Annotated in this window: 16 protein-coding genes and 1 pseudogene; 9 read left to right on the top strand and 8 right to left on the bottom strand. The window is 67.5% G+C overall.

Annotated elements, in window-relative coordinates; translation table 11 throughout:
• Nucleotides 1-91 precede the first annotated feature (91 nt).
• The 6 genes from KF941_RS08345 (at nt 92) to KF941_RS08320 (ending at nt 5,189) form a co-directional block, all read left to right on the top strand.
• The gene (locus KF941_RS08345; RefSeq protein WP_214273082.1) at nt 92-394 is read left to right on the top strand and encodes a PepSY domain-containing protein; all 303 of its coding nucleotides are present in this window, start codon (nt 92-94) and stop codon (nt 392-394) included.
• Nucleotides 395-505: 111 nt separating this feature from the next.
• Nucleotides 506-886, top strand: coding sequence for a PepSY domain-containing protein (locus KF941_RS08340; protein WP_214273081.1), 381 nt, complete (start codon nt 506-508; stop codon nt 884-886).
• A gap of 26 nt (nt 887-912) precedes the next feature.
• A complete protein-coding gene (locus KF941_RS08335) occupies nt 913-1,383 on the top strand; it encodes a DUF2271 domain-containing protein (RefSeq protein WP_104494093.1) in 471 nt (156 codons plus the stop codon).
• A gap of 9 nt (nt 1,384-1,392) precedes the next feature.
• A complete protein-coding gene (locus KF941_RS08330; RefSeq protein WP_104494092.1) occupies nt 1,393-3,600 on the top strand; it encodes a PepSY domain-containing protein in 2,208 nt (735 codons plus the stop codon).
• The gene (locus tag KF941_RS08325) at nt 3,581-4,573 is read left to right on the top strand and encodes an FAD:protein FMN transferase (RefSeq protein ID WP_028714026.1); all 993 of its coding nucleotides are present in this window, start codon (nt 3,581-3,583) and stop codon (nt 4,571-4,573) included. Before KF941_RS08330 ends, KF941_RS08325 begins: the two co-directional genes overlap by 20 nt.
• Before the next feature lie 142 nt (nt 4,574-4,715).
• A complete protein-coding gene (locus KF941_RS08320; RefSeq protein ID WP_028714025.1) occupies nt 4,716-5,189 on the top strand; it encodes a hypothetical protein in 474 nt (157 codons plus the stop codon).
• Between the two features lie 33 nt (nt 5,190-5,222).
• Here KF941_RS08320 and KF941_RS08315 read toward each other — a convergent pair whose 3' ends face one another.
• Nucleotides 5,223-6,128: a LysR family transcriptional regulator gene (locus KF941_RS08315; RefSeq protein ID WP_028714024.1), complete on the bottom strand. Its 906-nt coding sequence runs from the start codon at nt 6,126-6,128 to the stop codon at nt 5,223-5,225.
• Nucleotides 6,129-6,235: 107 nt separating this feature from the next.
• On the opposite strand from KF941_RS08315, the gene KF941_RS08310 reads away from it, so the two are divergent.
• The 3 genes from KF941_RS08310 (at nt 6,236) to KF941_RS08300 (ending at nt 9,162) form a co-directional block, all read left to right on the top strand.
• Nucleotides 6,236-6,430, top strand: a complete 195-nt coding sequence (locus KF941_RS08310; protein ID WP_214273080.1) for a heavy-metal-associated domain-containing protein — start codon at nt 6,236-6,238, stop codon at nt 6,428-6,430.
• An 88-nt stretch (nt 6,431-6,518) separates the two neighbouring features.
• Nucleotides 6,519-8,438 carry a cation-translocating P-type ATPase gene (locus KF941_RS08305; RefSeq protein WP_104494091.1) on the top strand — a complete coding sequence of 640 codons (1,920 nt, stop codon included), beginning with the start codon at nt 6,519-6,521 and terminating at the stop codon, nt 8,436-8,438.
• A 73-nt stretch (nt 8,439-8,511) separates the two neighbouring features.
• A complete protein-coding gene (locus KF941_RS08300) occupies nt 8,512-9,162 on the top strand; it encodes a DUF924 family protein (RefSeq protein ID WP_028714021.1) in 651 nt (216 codons plus the stop codon).
• A 13-nt stretch (nt 9,163-9,175) separates the two neighbouring features.
• On the opposite strand, the gene KF941_RS08295 is transcribed toward KF941_RS08300, so the two are convergent.
• The 7 genes and pseudogenes from KF941_RS08295 to KF941_RS08265 form a co-directional block, all read right to left on the bottom strand.
• The gene (locus tag KF941_RS08295; RefSeq protein ID WP_051416314.1) at nt 9,176-11,116 is read right to left on the bottom strand and encodes a cation-translocating P-type ATPase; all 1,941 of its coding nucleotides are present in this window, start codon (nt 11,114-11,116) and stop codon (nt 9,176-9,178) included.
• A gap of 61 nt (nt 11,117-11,177) precedes the next feature.
• Entirely contained in the window at nt 11,178-11,558 is a 381-nt protein-coding gene (locus KF941_RS08290; protein ID WP_214273079.1) for a hypothetical protein, read from the bottom strand.
• Between the two features lie 14 nt (nt 11,559-11,572).
• Nucleotides 11,573-12,265 (bottom strand): ABC transporter ATP-binding protein, encoded by a 693-nt coding sequence (locus tag KF941_RS08285; protein WP_028714019.1) that lies wholly within the window; start codon nt 12,263-12,265, stop codon nt 11,573-11,575.
• A 1-nt stretch (nt 12,266) separates the two neighbouring features.
• Nucleotides 12,267-13,400 carry an ABC transporter permease gene (locus KF941_RS08280; protein WP_028714018.1) on the bottom strand — a complete coding sequence of 378 codons (1,134 nt, stop codon included), beginning with the start codon at nt 13,398-13,400 and terminating at the stop codon, nt 12,267-12,269.
• On the bottom strand, nt 13,397-14,542 hold the full coding sequence (locus tag KF941_RS08275; protein ID WP_214273078.1) for an efflux RND transporter periplasmic adaptor subunit: 1,146 nt from the start codon (nt 14,540-14,542) through the stop codon (nt 13,397-13,399). Before KF941_RS08275 ends, KF941_RS08280 begins: the two co-directional genes overlap by 4 nt.
• Before the next feature lie 3 nt (nt 14,543-14,545).
• Nucleotides 14,546-15,106: a TetR/AcrR family transcriptional regulator gene (locus KF941_RS08270; protein ID WP_240540265.1), complete on the bottom strand. Its 561-nt coding sequence runs from the start codon at nt 15,104-15,106 to the stop codon at nt 14,546-14,548.
• 148 nt (nt 15,107-15,254) lie between these two features.
• Nucleotides 15,255-15,617 (bottom strand): annotated as a pseudogene (locus tag KF941_RS08265) (IS3 family transposase); the annotation flags it as partial.
• Between the last annotated feature and the right edge of the window lie 73 nt (nt 15,618-15,690).

Below are 15,690 nucleotides of genomic sequence, written 5' to 3'. Positions count from 1 at the left end.
GCTGACGCAGGTTTTCCGCGGCGATCAGGATCACGTCAGCCGCGCCCTCCAGATTGGTTTCATCAGGCAACCAAGGCTGAGGAGCATAGCCATGAAAACCATCCTGACCGCCACCGCATTCGCCCTCGCGATCCCCGCCGGGGCCGCGCTCGCCGACGAGAAATGCAACGTGCCGACCGAGAACATGCAGTCCTGGGAAGCCCTTATCCAAGTGACCGACGAATTCGGCTGGAGCATCTCGAAAATGGAACTTGATGATGGCTGCTACGAGCTGAACGTCATCGACCAGGGTGGCAACACCCTGAAGATGACCGTCGATCCCGGAACCCTCGAGGTGATCGACGGCAAGGTCAAGCGCTGGAGCGACGGCACCAAGCCCGCAAAGCGCAACTGATCGCCGCAAGGCTCCGCCCCGTCATCGCGGCGGAGCCTTTCCCACGCGGGCGTTCGCCGCGGCCATAGCCGGGAAAATGCCCCCGAGATGATCGGAAAGGACATTCGAACCATGAAGACTCTGTTGATTGCCATAACCGCTCTCGCGGTATTGCCCGCGGCGGGGGCGTTGGCGGGCGACGACTGCCATGTGCCGCGCGGCGCCTGGCAGCCGCGCGAGGCGGTGATGCAGGCCGCCGCCGGCCTCGGCTGGCATGTCGAGAAGATCGAGGCCGATGACGGCTGCTGGGAGGTCAAGGGCCGCGATGCCCAGGGCCGCCGCATCAAGGCCAAGCTGGATCCCGCGACGTTGCAGGTCGTCAAGCTGCGCCACCGGGACGGCGAGCAGGACCGCAAGCGGGATCGCGGCGGTGCAACCCCTGTCGCCCCCTCGGTCCCGCCCGCCAATCCGCTGTTCCAGAACGGCACCCCGCCCGTGGTGCGGGTGAACTGACATATCAGGCAGAAGAGAGCAGAGACATGAAATCCATCCTCGCAGCCCTTGCGCTGACTTCGGCCCTGGTGGCCCCCGGCCTCGCCATGGCCCGGCCGGTCACCCTCACCACCACGCTGAACACTTACGGCGGCGATGGTGCCTATCTGGTTCTCTACGTTACCGATGCGCAGGGGGCATATGCCGGAACCCTGTGGATGGCCGGCGGCAAGTCGAAATATTACGAACATCTCAGCGACTGGTATCGCGCCAGCGGCGGCGACCTGGCGCAGATCGACGGCATCACCGGCGCCAGTGTCGGCGCGGGCCGGTCGCTGGAAATCACCCTCGACCTTGCCGATGCGCTGTTCGATGCCGGCTACACGCTGCATGTCGATGCCGCCGTCGAGTACATGCGCGACAGTCCGAACGACATCGCCGTGCCGTTGACGGCGGCAGGAGCGGGGCAGCCCGTGCCCGGCCGCCGCTATGTCGCCAGCCTCCGCTACGACATGTGAGATGGCGCCATGATCCGCATGCTGCATCGCTGGCCGGGTCTGCTGGCCCTTGCTCTCGTCATGGTCCTCGCGATCAGCGGGGCGGCGCTCTCGGTCTTTCCCGTGGCCGAGCGGTTTTCCACGCCGCAGGCCGAGGCCGGCCTGACCGTTGCCGATCTCGCTGAACGCATCCGGACTGCCTATCCGGGGGTGGAGCAGATCCGGCGTGCGCCCTCGGGCCGGATTACTGCGTTCTGGTTCGACGACGGCACGCCCGGCGCGGCGGTGATCGACCCCGCGACCGGCAAGGGCATCGCCAGCGCCGATCCGAACCCGGTCGAACGCTGGCTGACCAGCCTTCACCGCTCGCTGTTTCTTGGCGATGCCGGCCGTATCGTCATGGCTGCCGGTGCGGCGGCCATGCTGGTCCTGTCGGTCTCTGGCGCGATGCTGGTCGCACGGCGCATGGGCGGCTGGCGGCGCTGGTTCGCCCCTTTGCGCGGGCCAGCATCGAGCCGCATCCATACCGGGATCGCCCGCGTGGCGGTCGCGGGGCTGATTCTGTCCTCGGCGACCGCACTGTGGATGGCCGCTTCGACCTTCGATCTTCTGCCGGATGGCACTGCACCGCCGGCCTTTCCGACCGAGGTCAGCGGCAGCACCGGGGTCTCCCTTGCTGCGATGGAGCCGCTCTCCGTGATTCCTGTCACTGAGTTGCGCGAACTGAGCTTTCCCTATCCGGGCGACGCCACGGACGCCTTCACCCTGAAGACGGATCGCGGCACCGGCTATCTTGATCAGGGGACGGGTGAGCTTCTGGCCTGGGCCGAGCTGACGATGTGGGAACGGATATCTGAAACTATCTACATCCTGCATACCGGACAGGGGGCCGCATCTCTCGGCCTCGTGCTGGGTGTGATGGCGCTCGGCGTGCCGGCAATGGGGGTGAGTGGTCTTGTGCTCTGGTTCGCGGGGCGGCGGTCAAGGCCGCGTCTCCGTGGCAATCATCCTGCAAAAGGCGCTGGGACCATCTTGCTGGTGGGCTCGGAGGGCGGCAGCACCTGGGGTTTCGCTGCGACGCTCCAACATGCGCTGACCGCAGCGGGCCAGCATGTTCATGTCGCGCCAATGTCCGGTTTCGAGCCGGCGCGCTATCCGCAGGCCGAACGGTTCGTCATTCTCGCCGCCACCTGGGGCGAGGGACAGGCTCCCGCCACGGCGAAGGGGTTCATCGAACGCCTCGCGGCGCTGGAATCCGTCCCTGAGGCCCCGCTTGCCGTGCTTGGTTTCGGCGATCGCAGCTTCCCCGCGTTCTGCGCGTTCGCCGATGAAGTCGCGCGGCTGGCTGCTGCCAAAGGTTGGGCGCAATTGATACCTTTCGATGCGGTCGATCGCCAGTCGCCGCAGGATTTCGCCCGCTGGGGCCGCGCCCTGGGGGCGGCGCTGGGGATCGAGCTTACGCTCGAACATGTGCCAACCCCGCCGGTGACGGAGCGGCTTGTCCTGGTCTCGCGCCGCGATTACGGGATAGACGTGCAGGCGCCAACCGCGATCCTGCGCTTTTCCCTGCCCGAGACGACGCTCCTGCAACGGCTCACAGGTCGGGGCGTTGGCCGGTTTCAGGCCGGTGATCTCCTCGGCGTCCTGCCCGAGGGTGCGGACCTCCCGCGCTTCTACTCGCTGGCGTCCGGATGGCGCGACGGCTTCGTCGAGATCGTGGTGCGCAAGCATCCCGGCGGCCTCTGCTCCGGGCAGCTTCTGGCACTGGAGCCCGATCAGGCGATCCACGCCTTCGTCCAGCACAATCCTGCTTTCCATAACGAAGGAGGAAAGCCGCCGCTGATCCTGATCGGCGCCGGCACGGGGATCGGCCCGCTTGCAGGGTTCATCCGGGGCAACAGTGGGAAGCGGCCGGTTCATCTCGTTTTCGGGATGCGCCACCCCGACAGCGATTTCCTCTATCGTGAGGATCTGGCCGCCTGGCAGGCCGATGGCCGTCTTGCCCAGTTGACCACCGCCATCTCGCGGGGAGCGAAGCCGCGCTATGTGCAGGACGTGCTGCGCGCTGAGAGCGTTGAACTGATCCGGCTGATCCGGGACGGGGCGCGCATCATGGTCTGCGGCGGGCGCGACATGGCGGCGGGCGTGGCCGAGGCGCTGACGGACATTCTCGCGCCGGTCGGCCTCACCCCGCTCACGCTGAAAACGGAGGGACGCTATGCCGAAGACGTCTACTGACCCGATCCGCCACGCGCTGAATGGCCCGACCATGGGGACACGCTGGTCGGCGCTTTTCCATGCCGATGCCGGGCTGGACCCCGCCCCGGTGCAGGCGGCCTTGCAGGCGGCCGTGGCGGAGGTCGATGCCGCCATGTCGACATGGAAACCCGACAGTGACCTGATGCGCCTGAACCGGACGTCCGAAAATGTCTGGGTGGCCGTTCCCGCTGGGTTGGCCGAAGTGCTCGATCTTGGGGTAAGGATCGGCGCTCTATCGGGCGGTGCTTTTGACATCGGCATGGGCGATGCGGTGCGGGCCTGGGGGTTTGGACCCGAGGCGGTCAGCGCCGGGGCCATCCGCGCGGTGATGGCTGCTGCGCGCTGGCCCGCGCATGAGGTGCTGGAGATCGACCGCGCGGCCGGGCTAGTCCGGAAACACACGCCGATCACGCTGGACCTGAACGGGATCGCCAAGGGGTTCGGCGTGGACAAGCTGGCAGGGACGTTGCAAGGCTTCGGCATCACGGCTTTCCTCGTCGGCATCGACGGCGAAATGCGTGCATCCGGACTACGGCCCGATAGCATGCCCTGGACGGTCGCCGTCGAGACGCCGGATCCCGAACGCCGCGCGCCCCGCTCCATCCTGACGCTGATGGATGCTGCCGTCGCCACGTCGGGCGACTACCGGCATCATGTGACCGTTCGGGGCCAGCGCCTGTCACACACCATGGACCCCGCGACAGGCGGCCCGCTGCGCTCGTCACCGGCCTCGGTTACGGTCGTCGCCGGAACCTGTGCGGAGGCCGATGCCTGGGCTAGCGCGCTGATGGTGCTGGGTCCGCAAGCTGGCGGCGAACTCGCCGCGCGTCTCGACCTCGATGCGCTGTTTCTGATGCGCGAGGCAGGCGGCATCCGGACCCATGCCGTCGGGGCGCTGTTCGACAGCCCGATGGTATCGGCGGCAGGCCGCGAGGGTCTGGTTCGTGCCTGAGGTCTGTCCATTCGTGCAATGGGTCTTTGCAGTTTTCGTCAATTCTCGTGCGAAAACGGACAGCCTATGTCTATCCCAAGCCCGGCGGCGTCTGTCGATGCCCGCTGCGGCCAGAACCACTTGGCAGATACAGGAGATCACTATGAGGACTGTAAAATCTTTCACCGCCGTCGCTGTTGCTCTCGCCCTTGCGCTGGGGTCAGCTGGCATTGCAGCCGCGCAATCCCATGATCATGACAGCCATGGCGCGGGGGCTATCGAGATCACGCTGAACGATGGCGCCAAATGGCAGGGCGATCAGAACATGATCACCGGCATGACCGCGATTCACGGAACCATGGCCGCGAACCTGGACGCGATCCACAACGGCACCCTGCCGGCCGATGCCGCGAATGGGGTCGCTGCCGATGTCCAGAAGCAGGTCGATTTCATGGTCGAGAACTGTGTGCTGGAACCCGAGGTGGACGAGCAGTTCCATATCGTCCTTGGTGAGGTGATGACCGGCATCTCGGCATTGGAGGCCGGCGAGGTCGAGACTGGCGCGGTGACGATCGTTCAGGCGTTGAACGCATATGGCGAGCATTTCGAGCATCCGGGCTGGCAGATGATCGACTGACGCCACGGGCGCAGGCATGGGCCGGCGCGGGCGTTACGCCTGCGCCGGCCTTGTCTTGCACGGGCAGCGCCCCTCCAGCAGGTCGGCATCGGCCGCCAGGGCCGTCGCCATGAAGTCCAGAAACAGGCGGATGCGCGCGGTTTGGCGCAGATCCTCGTGAATCAGCAACCACAGGTCCAGCATGAAATCCTCGGGCAGCGCGGCGGCGCGGATCAGGCTGGGGTCGCAATCGGCAATCACGCAAGGCAAGGCAGCAAGTCCGATCCCCGCCTTCGCACCGGCATGGGCGGCGATGATCGAGTTTGTCCGGTAAACCTGTCGCGCATCCGGCCACCAGCGGGTCAGATTGCGGCTGAGCGGGCCATGCGCAGACCCGTAGCCGATCCAGTCACCCTTGGCAGGATCGCCCGGCGGCCGGTCCGCCGCACCATAGGCGGCAAAGGCCAACCGCCCGACCCGCCGCCCGATCAGTGTTTCCTGTCCCGGATTGCCGATGCGCAGGGCCACGTCCGCCTCGCGCCGGGTCAGGTCCAGCACCGTATCCGCAACGATTACCTCGATCTCGATCTCGGACCATTCGGCGCGGAAGGCGGCGACATGGCGGGGCAGCACCCCCACCGCCAGCAGGTCGGTCGTGGTGATGCGGATCGTCCCAGTGGGCCGCTGGTCCTGTCCGGTAACCTTCAGCGCCAGCGCGGTGATTTCTTCCTCGATGCGGATGACGGAATCGCGCATCTCCTCGCCGGCCTGGGTCAGCGCGTAACCGCCGGGCAGCCGGTCGAACAGGCGCACCCCCAGCCGCGCCTCGAACGCGCCGATGCGGCGGAAGACGGTGGAATGGGTAACGCCAAGGCTGCGCGCCGCCCCCGAGAGCGACCCCGCCCGTGCCACGGCCAGAAACAACCGCAGATCGTCCCAATCCTGCGCCTGTGCATTCATGCAATGAATCTTTGCCTGAGTTGCCAATCCTGATCCTGAAAGGACAGCATATCTTGAGTTCACAAGCAATGACCGCCCACCGGGCGGCGACATGAAAGGAACCAGCCATGACCAAGACCATCCTGCGCAGCGACGAATTTTCCTGCCCCTCCTGCGTCACCAAAATCGAAAAGGCGCTGGCGGCAACTCCTGGCGTGACCGCCGCCAAGGTGCACTTCAACACCGGCCGCATCGAGGTCGAGCATGACCCCGCATCCGCCCCGGTCGAGGCCCTTGTCTCGGTGGTGAAATCCACCGGCTAAGAGGCCCGCCCCGCCGCATTCTGACCCATCCCTTCCAGCCCGGCCGTGCCTGCCCGCGCTGCCGGGCCTTCACATCATGAGGCCCCGCATGTTGACCCCTATCCTGACAATTCTTCACCAGCCGGCCAGCCGCAGGAAGTGGCTGACCATCATCAGCGGCAGCCTGATCGTGCTGGGCCTGATCGCCCTTTACGGGTTCGACCTGCGCGGGCTCTGGGCGGCATCTATGCTGGTGGCGGCCTTTGTCGCCGGCTCTGACATCGCCTGGCGGGCGTACCACGCGCTGCGCATTCGCCATTTCTCGATCGAGTTGCTGGTGACCGTTGCGGCTATTGGCGCGCTGTTCATCGGCGAATATTGGGAATCGGCCGCCGTTACTTTCCTGTTCAGCTTCGGCGCCTGGCTTGAGGCCCGCACCCTGCGCCAGACCCGTGGCGCACTGGCCGATCTGCTGAAGGCCGCGCCCGAGGTCGCTACCGTGATCCGCGACGGCCAGCCGGTCGAGATTGCCGCCAGTGCCGTCCAGCCGAATGAGGTCGTGCTGGTGCGCGCCGGAAACCGCATCCCCGTCGATGGCGAGGTGATCGACGGTAACGCCGCCGTGTCCGAGGCCGCCATCACCGGCGAGCCGATCCCGGCCGAGAAAGCCCCCGGCTCCCACGTCCATGCCGGCACCATCGCGGAAAATGGCGTGCTGCGGATCCGCGCCACCGGCATCGGCGCCGATACCACGCTGGCCCGGATCATCCGCCGCGTCGAAGAGGCGCAGGAGGAACGCGCCCCCAGCCAGCGCATGATCGAGCGTTTCGCCCAATGGTATACGCCCGGCATCATGATGCTGGCGCTGGGTGCCTGGGCGGTGACGCAGGATATTCGCCTCGCGCTGACCCTTCTGGTGGTGGCCTGTCCGGGCGCCCTGGTGATCTCGACGCCGGTCTCCATCGTCGCCGGCATCGGGCGGGCGGCGCGCTCGGGCATCCTCATCAAGGGCGGGCAGCATCTGGAAAGCGCCGGCCGCATCGACATGCTGGCGCTGGACAAGACCGGCACCCTGACCGAGGGCCGCCCCAGCCTGGTCGAGATCGTGCCTCTTGGCGGCATCGATCGTGCCGAATTGCTGCACTGGACGGCGATCGCCGAATCCGGCTCGGACCACCCGCTGGGCCGCCCGATTATCGAGGCCGGCCGTGCCGAGGGCGAGATTCCCGCGCCCGAGACGGTCGAGGAAGTGGCTGGCATGGGTCTGGTGGTCCACCACGAGGGGCGGCAGGTCGCGGCCGGCAACCGGCGGCTGTTCGACCGGCTGGGCATCGGTTTCTACGCCGAGGCCGAGGCCGCGCTGGCCGGGGTTCTGGGCCGCGGCTGCACGCCGATCATCGTGGCGCTGGACGGGCGCATCGCGGGCATCTTCGGGCTGTCCGACCAGCCCCGGCTTTCGGCCCAAAGCGCCATCGCCCGGCTGCGCGATATCGGGGTGGGGCGCATCGCCATGCTGACCGGCGACCAGCCGCAGGCCGCCCACGCCATCGCCGCCGAAATCGGCATCGACGAGGTTCATGCCGGGCTGCTGCCCGAGGACAAGCTGGAGCTGATCCGCCACTTTCAGGCCGAGGGCCGCCATGTCGCCATGATCGGCGACGGCATCAACGACGCGCCGGCGCTGGCTGCCGCCGACACCAGCGTTGCCATGGGGGCCGTGGGCTCGGACGTGGCGATCGAGACCGCCGACATTGCGCTGATGGCCGACGATCTGGAGAAACTGCCCGAGGCCATGGCGATTTCCCGCGCGACGCTGCGCAATATGCGCCAGAACTTGGCCATCGCGCTGCTGACTGTGGCCGGGCTGCTGGCGGGCGTGTTCAACGGCGATGTGCATATGGCCGAGGGCATGCTGATCCATCAGCTTTCGGTACTGGTGGTGATCGCCAACGCTATGCGCCTGCTGCGCGTCCCGCGCGGGCCCGGCGGGCGCCGACCTGTGCCGGCAACGGTGCCCGCGACGGCATAGAGCGCGCTTGTGCTTCATCGGCAAATCCGCTCCCGTGCCCATGGCGCGGGGGCGTTTTCAATGGGGGGATGACATGGCCGATAGCAATGATGCCAGACAGATCGGCGAGGTTCTGGATTTCTGGTTCCCCGAGGGCCGCGCGCTGGACATTGACCCCGACCGCCATGCCGAGCACTGGCGCTGGCGGATGCATGGCGGCGCGGATGGTGCGATTGCGGCGCGCTTTGGCCCGCTGACCGAACGCGGCGCGGCGGGGGACCTCGATCACTGGGCCGGGACGCAAGAGGGCCGGCTGGCGCTGATCGTGGTGCTGGACCAGTTCCCGCGCTCGCTGTGGCGGGGGAGCGCGCTTGCATATGCGCAAGATCCGGCGGCTCTGGCGCAGGCGCTGGCGGGGTTGGACAACGGAGACTGGGCGGCCCTTGGCCTGCCGTGGTTCCAGATCGGCTTCACCCAGCCCCTGGGCCATGCCGAGGGGCCGGACCATCTGGCCCGCATCAACCGGCTGATTGCCCTGCGCAACGACATCGCCGCCCGCGCGCCGGCAACGTTGCAACCGCTCTATGCCTCGTTGGTCGATCAGGCCGGCAAGGTGCGCCGCGTCATCGCCCGCTTTGGCCGCCACCCGCACCGCAACGCCATCTTGGGCCGCAACCCGACGCCCGAAGAGGAGGCGTATCTGCAAGGGGGTGATTTCCCCCATCAGCGCGCTTTCAGGGAGTGACGCCCCTTTCGAGTCAGGCCGGCAGCGCCACACCCGGCAATGCCTGTCGGCTCGCCGGTGCCTTGGGCCGGCGGATCGGGTCCGACAGCAGCCGCAGCCCGTTCAGCACCACCAGCACCGTGCCGCCTTCATGGCCGATCACCACCAGCGGCAAGGGCAGGTCGAAGAACAGCCCGCCGATGACCAGAACCACCATGGCGCCGATGGCGAAGGTCAGGTTCTGGCGGATCACCCTTGAGGTTCGGCGCGACAGGCGCTGCGCATCGGCCAGCCGCTCCATATCCTCGGAGAGTAGCGCCACATCGGCGGCCTGAAGCGCCACCTCGGACCCGGCCACGCCCATGGCGATGCCGACATCGGCGCGGGCCAGCGCCGCGGCGTCGTTCACCCCGTCGCCGACAAAGGCGACGCAGCCGGTTGGGGCCAGATCGCCCACCGCGCGAACCTTGTCCTCGGGCAGCATTTCGGCGTGGATCTCGTCGGGGGCAAGGCCAAGCTCGGCGCCGATGCGCAGGGCGACCGGGCGGCGGTCGCCGGTCATCATGACGATGCGGCGGATGCCACTGTCGCGCAGGGCCGCAATCGCCCCGGCGGAACTGGCCCGCGCCTCATCCGCCACGCTGACGGCGCCCAGCACGGTGGCGCCGCGGCCCAGATAGACGACCGAATTGGCGCCATCCGCCAGCGCCTGCAACGCGGGGTGATCCGTCGCGGCCCCCATGTCCCTGGCAAGATAGGGGTTGCCCGCCCAGACCGGGCCAGAGGCATCGCAGCCCTCGATGCCGATGCCCGGCCTTGCGTTCACGTCGGCAATGCGCGCCGGATCAAGTCCGCGGGTGTCGGCCTCGCGGCGGATCGCGGCGGCGATATGATGCTCGGAATGCGCCTCCAGCCCCGCCAGCAGCGACAGGAACCCGGCCTCGTCGCCATCCAGCGCGACGATTTCCGTCACCTCGGCGCGGCCGGTGGTCAGGGTGCCGGTCTTGTCGAAGGCGAAGATATCGACCTCGGCCAGCGTCTCCAGCGCGCCGCCGCCCTTGAACAGAACTCCGCCGCGCGCCGCCGCCGACAGGGCCGACAGGATCGCGGCGGGGACGGAAATGACGATGGCGCAGGGGCTGGCGGCGACCAGCAGCGTGGCGGCGCGGTAAAGCGCCAGTTCCCAGTCGCCGCCCAGCCACCAGAACGTGGCAAAGGCGATCACCGCACCCGCCAGCACCGCGACCGTGTAGCGCTGGCCGAACCATTCGCTGAACCGCTCTGAGGGTGCGCGGGCGGCCTGCGCCTCGGTCACCAGGCGGATCATGCGGGCGATGGTGCTGTCGCTGACGCTGCGCGTGACCTCGACCTCCAGCACGCCGTCCAGATTGATCGTGGCCTCGAAAACCTGCGCACCGGCCTCTTTTGACACGGGCATGGATTCGCCGGTGATATTGGCCTCGTCGATGCCGCCGCGCCCGGTGACGACCACGCCATCACTGGGCACCCGGGCGCCGGGGCGCAGCACCACCACATCGCCGACGGCCAGCACCTCGGCGGGAACTTCCTCCACAGCGCCGTTGGTGGACTTGCGCAAGGCGGTCTCGGGGCGCAGCGCCATCAGCGCCTCGATGGCGCGGCGGGCGCGGCCAAGCGCGCGTTCCTCCAGCGTGGTCGAGATGCTGAACAGCGTCAGCAGCACCGCACCCTCGAACGGGGCGCCGACGATTGCGGCGGCGATTGCCGCGACGATCATCAACAGGTCGATGTCAAGCACGCGCGCGCGCCACAGTTCCGACAGCGCGCGCCAGCCGGTGGGCAGGCCGCCAGCCAGATAGACTAGCACTAGCCCCGGCAGCTCCAGAGCGTCGAAAGCTCCGCTGGGCAGCCACCTGCCGGCCGCCGCCATTGCCATGCCGAGCACGGTGACGAGCGAAAGGGTCAATGACAGATCAATGGTTGGAAATCGTCTCATGTCGGGTTCCTGGCTGGCGAGATGGCTGCTGGCAGCCGCCATCGCTGGCTGGGTGAATGGATCAATCGGATGGCTTATGGCACCGCGATGCGAAGGCCGCGATGGTAATCCAGATGGCGCTGCGCAGGATCATCGCGCCCATGGTGCGCGCTTCCCAGGCGCCGCCCGAGCCGACATGCCACAGGAAGGCGGCGAAGACGGCCGCAGTCGCCACGGCGATGGCGAGCGACAGCACCGGCGCCCAGCCCGCGCCGCGCCACAGGCCGATGCCGGCCAGAACATAGGCAAACCCCGCGCCGAAATTGAACCACAGCACGAAGGGCACCACCGCGCCCATGTCGACGCCGCCGAAGAGCGCCCTGCCGCCCGAGACGAGGGTGAGCAGGCCGAAGATCACTGCGACGGCGGCGGCGATAGCCAGGGTGCGGGGTCTTACGGGCATGGATAGCTCCGGGGTCAGGCGTCGGCGAGGCGGCCGTCGCGCAGGTGGATCAGGCGGTCGAAACGGTCGAAGATCTTTTCGTCATGGGTGACGGTGACGATGCAGGCCTCCTGCTCGACGGCAAGCCTGCGCAACAGGTCCATCACCAGCCCGGCCCGCGCGCCGTCGAGCGCGGCGGTGGGTTCGTCGGCCAGGATGATGCGGGGGCGGTTGGCGAGCGCGCGGGCGATCGCCACGCGCTGCGCCTCGCCGCCCGAAAGCAGCGCCGGCTTGACCGTCGCCCGGTGGCCGACTTCCAGATAGGTGAGCAGCTCGCGCGCCCGTGCCCGGCCCTTGTCGGCCGACCAGCCGGCAAGGTCCAGCACGACCGCGACGTTCTCCTCCGCGGTGAGGAAGGGCAGGAGGTTGTGCGCCTGGAAGATGAAGCCGATCTTGTCGAGCCTGAGGCGCCTCAGGTCGCGCCGCAGCCATCTGCCGTCGAACACCGGCTCGCCATCAAGCACCACCCGTCCCGCCGATGGGGCGAGGATGCAGCCGATGATGTTGAGCAGCGTCGTCTTGCCCGACCCGGACGGGCCGAGCAGCGCGACAACCTCGCCGGCGCGCACGGTCAGATCGACCGCGCGCAGGGCATCGACGCGGGTTGAGCCCTCGCCGAAATGCTTGGCCACGCCCGAGACCTCGATGAGGATGTCGCCGAGCGCCATGTCAGCTCCCTAGCGCGGTGGCCGGGTCGACCTTCATCGCCGCCCGCACGCCGAGCGCGGAGGATAGAAGGCAGACCGCGGCGATGATGCCGGCAAGGACCATGACGTTGAACGGCTCCAGCACCACGCGGCGGGGAAAATAGTCCTTCACCGCAAGGATCAGTATCAGGCCGATCCCCCAGCCCGAGGCGCCGAGGATCAGCGCCTGCTGCACGATCAGCGCAATGATGGTGCGGTCGGGCGCGCCGATCAGCTTCAGCGTGGCGATCTGCTTCAGCTTCTCCATGGTCATCGTGTAGATGATGAGGGCGATCACCACGGCGCTGACGGACAGCAGGATGCCGAGGAACAGCCCGATCTGGCGGCGCGCCTTGTCGACCACCGAGGCGAGCAGCAACTGCTCCTGCTCGGCCTGGGTCATCGCGGCGAGGTGCTTCCACTGGCGCACGGTCGCGGTCAGCAGATCGACATCGGCGCCCGGCGCCACGCGGGCGATGACGGCGGCGACGGATGCGGATTTGACTGAAACGGCGCCGCGCGCGGCCTGCACCCGCTGGGCGGCGGGGTTGAGTTCAGTCTGAAGCGCCATCGCGTCGGCCAGCGTCACATAGACCGCCGGATCCCCGCCCGAGTTCATCGCGCCTTCCACAAGCCCGACCACGGTAAAGCGGTTGCGCCCGAGCCGGATCGTCTCGCCGGGCAGCAGGCCGGTCTTGCGGTCGGCCACCAGCTCGAAATGGCTGGCGCCGATGCCGCGCCCCTCGGCGATCGCCTGCGGCCCGCCCGGACGCCCCGGCTCGTAGCCGACGACGTAGAGTCTCAGCGTGTGCCCGGCATGAGGCGCTTCGACGTTCTGGTAGTTCACCGCGCCGGCCTCGGCCACGCCGGGCATCCGTGCCACTGCATCGCGCGTGTCGACCGGAATGCTGGAGGCTTCCGCGAACGGTCCCTTGGTGCCAGCCTCCACAACCCAGACATCTGCGGTCGGTGCCTTTACCACCGCCAGCGCGTCCGAGACGAGGCCGTTATAGATACCGATCATCGCCAACACGACCGTCATCAATAGCCCCAGCCCGAAACAGGTCAGCACGAACCGGAACAGGCCGTGGCGGATATCTTTGAGCGCGAGGTTCATGGCGCCTCGCTGAGGTGGGCGCGCCGGCCCTCTGCGGCGCCCCTGGGCGGGCTGGTGACGATGGCGGCTCCTTCGGGTAGGCCGCCCGCGACCTCGACGCGGCCGCGATCATCGCGGGCGCCGAAGGTCAGCCCTATCCGTGCGAGACGACCGTCTTGCACCGTCCAGACCGTGCCGCGATGGCCGTCGAAGCCGGTGATGGCGACCTCGGGCACCATCAGTGCGCTCGCGCGTGTGCCAGTCAGGATGCGCACTTCGGCCTGTTCGCCAAGAAACATCTCGGCGGGGCAGTCGGCGCAGGTCAACCAGACGCGGCGCTCCTCGTTCACCCGGTCGCTTTCGAGGCCGATGCGGATGATGGTGCCGTGGAACTCGGCCGAAGGCTGCGAGCGCAGCCGGATCGTGCCGGGCTGGCCGGGGGCAAGCTGGCCGGCGCGCTCCTCGTCGACATAGGCCTGGATCCAGACGGTGGCCGGGTCGATCAGGGTGAAGATCGCATCGCCGGCTTTCACTACCGTGCCCGGCTCCGCATGGCGCGCGACGATCAGCGCATCATAGGGCGCGACCAGCCGGTGGTGGGCGAGAAGGGCTTCCTCCTGCCGCAGCGCCGCCGCCGCATCAAGGCTCTGTGCCCGGATCACCGCCACATCTGCCTCGGCCACGGCCAGATCGGCGCGGGCCACATCCTCGTCACGTTGCGCTTCCTCGGCGCGCTGGACCGAGGCGATATCACGCTGCACCAACCCTTGCTGGCGGCGGTTCGCTGCCTCACGCTCGGCCAGAACGGCATGGGCGCGCATCACGGCTGCGGTGGCCTTGGCAAGATTGGCCTCGTTGGCTGTCACCGCTGCGCCGGCGCGGGCAACGCGCGCTTCCTGTTCGGCAGAGTGAAGGATGGCCAGTTCCTGCCCCTTGGCCACACTGTCCCCGGCATCGGCGGCCAGCGAGGTCAGGGCGGCGCCCACCTCGAAGCCGACGCGGCTGAGTATTCGCGCCTCGACAGTGCCGAGCCCGTAGATGCGAAGGGCCACATCATGTTCGGGCTGAACGATCGCCACCGTCAGTGGGCGTTCGGTGAAGAACAGAAAGCCGGCAGCGACAGCCGCCGCTAGAAGAAGACCCGATAGCCAGATGCGCCGCATCGTCTATTTTCCTTCCGCAGCCAAAAGCCGGCACTGTGCGTCGAACAGGCGCAGCCCCTCGGCTCGCAAATCGAAATCGCGGGCGCCGAGCGCCCAGCGGATCGCTACGCCCTGCACGAGCGAGGTCAGCAGCACCGCCGCATCGTTTGCGGCTATGTCGCCGCGCAGCACGCCGGCTTTCTGCGCGGTTCTGATCTCCGTCGCCAGAAGGCCGTGGAAGGTTGTGAGCCTACCGTGAAAGGTGGCGCGCAGCTCCGTGTTGGTGACGTTCAACTCACGCGAAAACAGCAGCATCGGCAGCGCGGGGGTCGCGTCGATCTGCGCGAACTGTGCGGAAATCAGTGCACGCAACCTGACGATCGGCGTGTCTCCGAGGCTTAATGCATTTTCCCAAGCCGTTGCCAGCCCCTCGGCCACATGCTCGGCCACCGCCTGCCACAAGGCGGCCTTGGTCGGGAAGTGCCGGAACAAGGCGGCCTGCGTGACGCCGATCTGCGATGCGACCGCCCCTGTCGTCACCCGGTCCGGCCCGATCCTGTCGGCCAGGTCGAGTACGGTGGCCATGATCTCGGCCTTGCGAAGCTCCGCTGACTTTCGCACGGGGCACCTCGTTAGTTAGTGATCGGTCACAAACATACTTAGGCGGGCTCCTGCGATGCGTCAATCACGAGGCGTCATTTTCTGCATGCATTGATTGCCACGACACCGGGTCGCGGCGGGTTTGCCAGTTGCGTCTCCAGACCAGTTCGGCCTTCAGGGACTTGAAGAAACTTTCGACGGTCGAGTTATCATAGCAATTGCCTTTGCCGCTCATTGATGCCTTGAACCAGTTTTTGCGTAGAAGCTTCTGGTAGTCATGGGCGCAGTATTGCGCGCCGCGATCCGTGTGGTGAATACAGCCGGGTGGCGGTCGTCGCAGGGCAACAGCCATGTTCAGCGCCCTGATCGCCAGATCCTGCTTCATCCGGTTGCTGATGGCCCAGCCAATCACGCGCCTCGAGAACAGGTCGATGATGACGGCCAGATAAACCCAGCCCTCGCGCGTCCAGATGTAGGTGATGTCTCCCGCCCACTTCTAGCCCCCCGCCCGGGTGCAGCATAGGCTTGGCATACTATCAGGCTTGACATGCAGGATGGAAAGATGCGCA

Origin of the sequence: Paracoccus sp. pheM1, assembly GCF_018499825.1 — a bacterium.
In the GTDB taxonomy this organism is placed as follows: Bacteria; Pseudomonadota; Alphaproteobacteria; order Rhodobacterales; family Rhodobacteraceae; genus Paracoccus; species Paracoccus versutus.
Note: the sequence above shows the minus strand (reverse complement) of the source record. Positions and strands in the feature narration are given on the sequence as shown.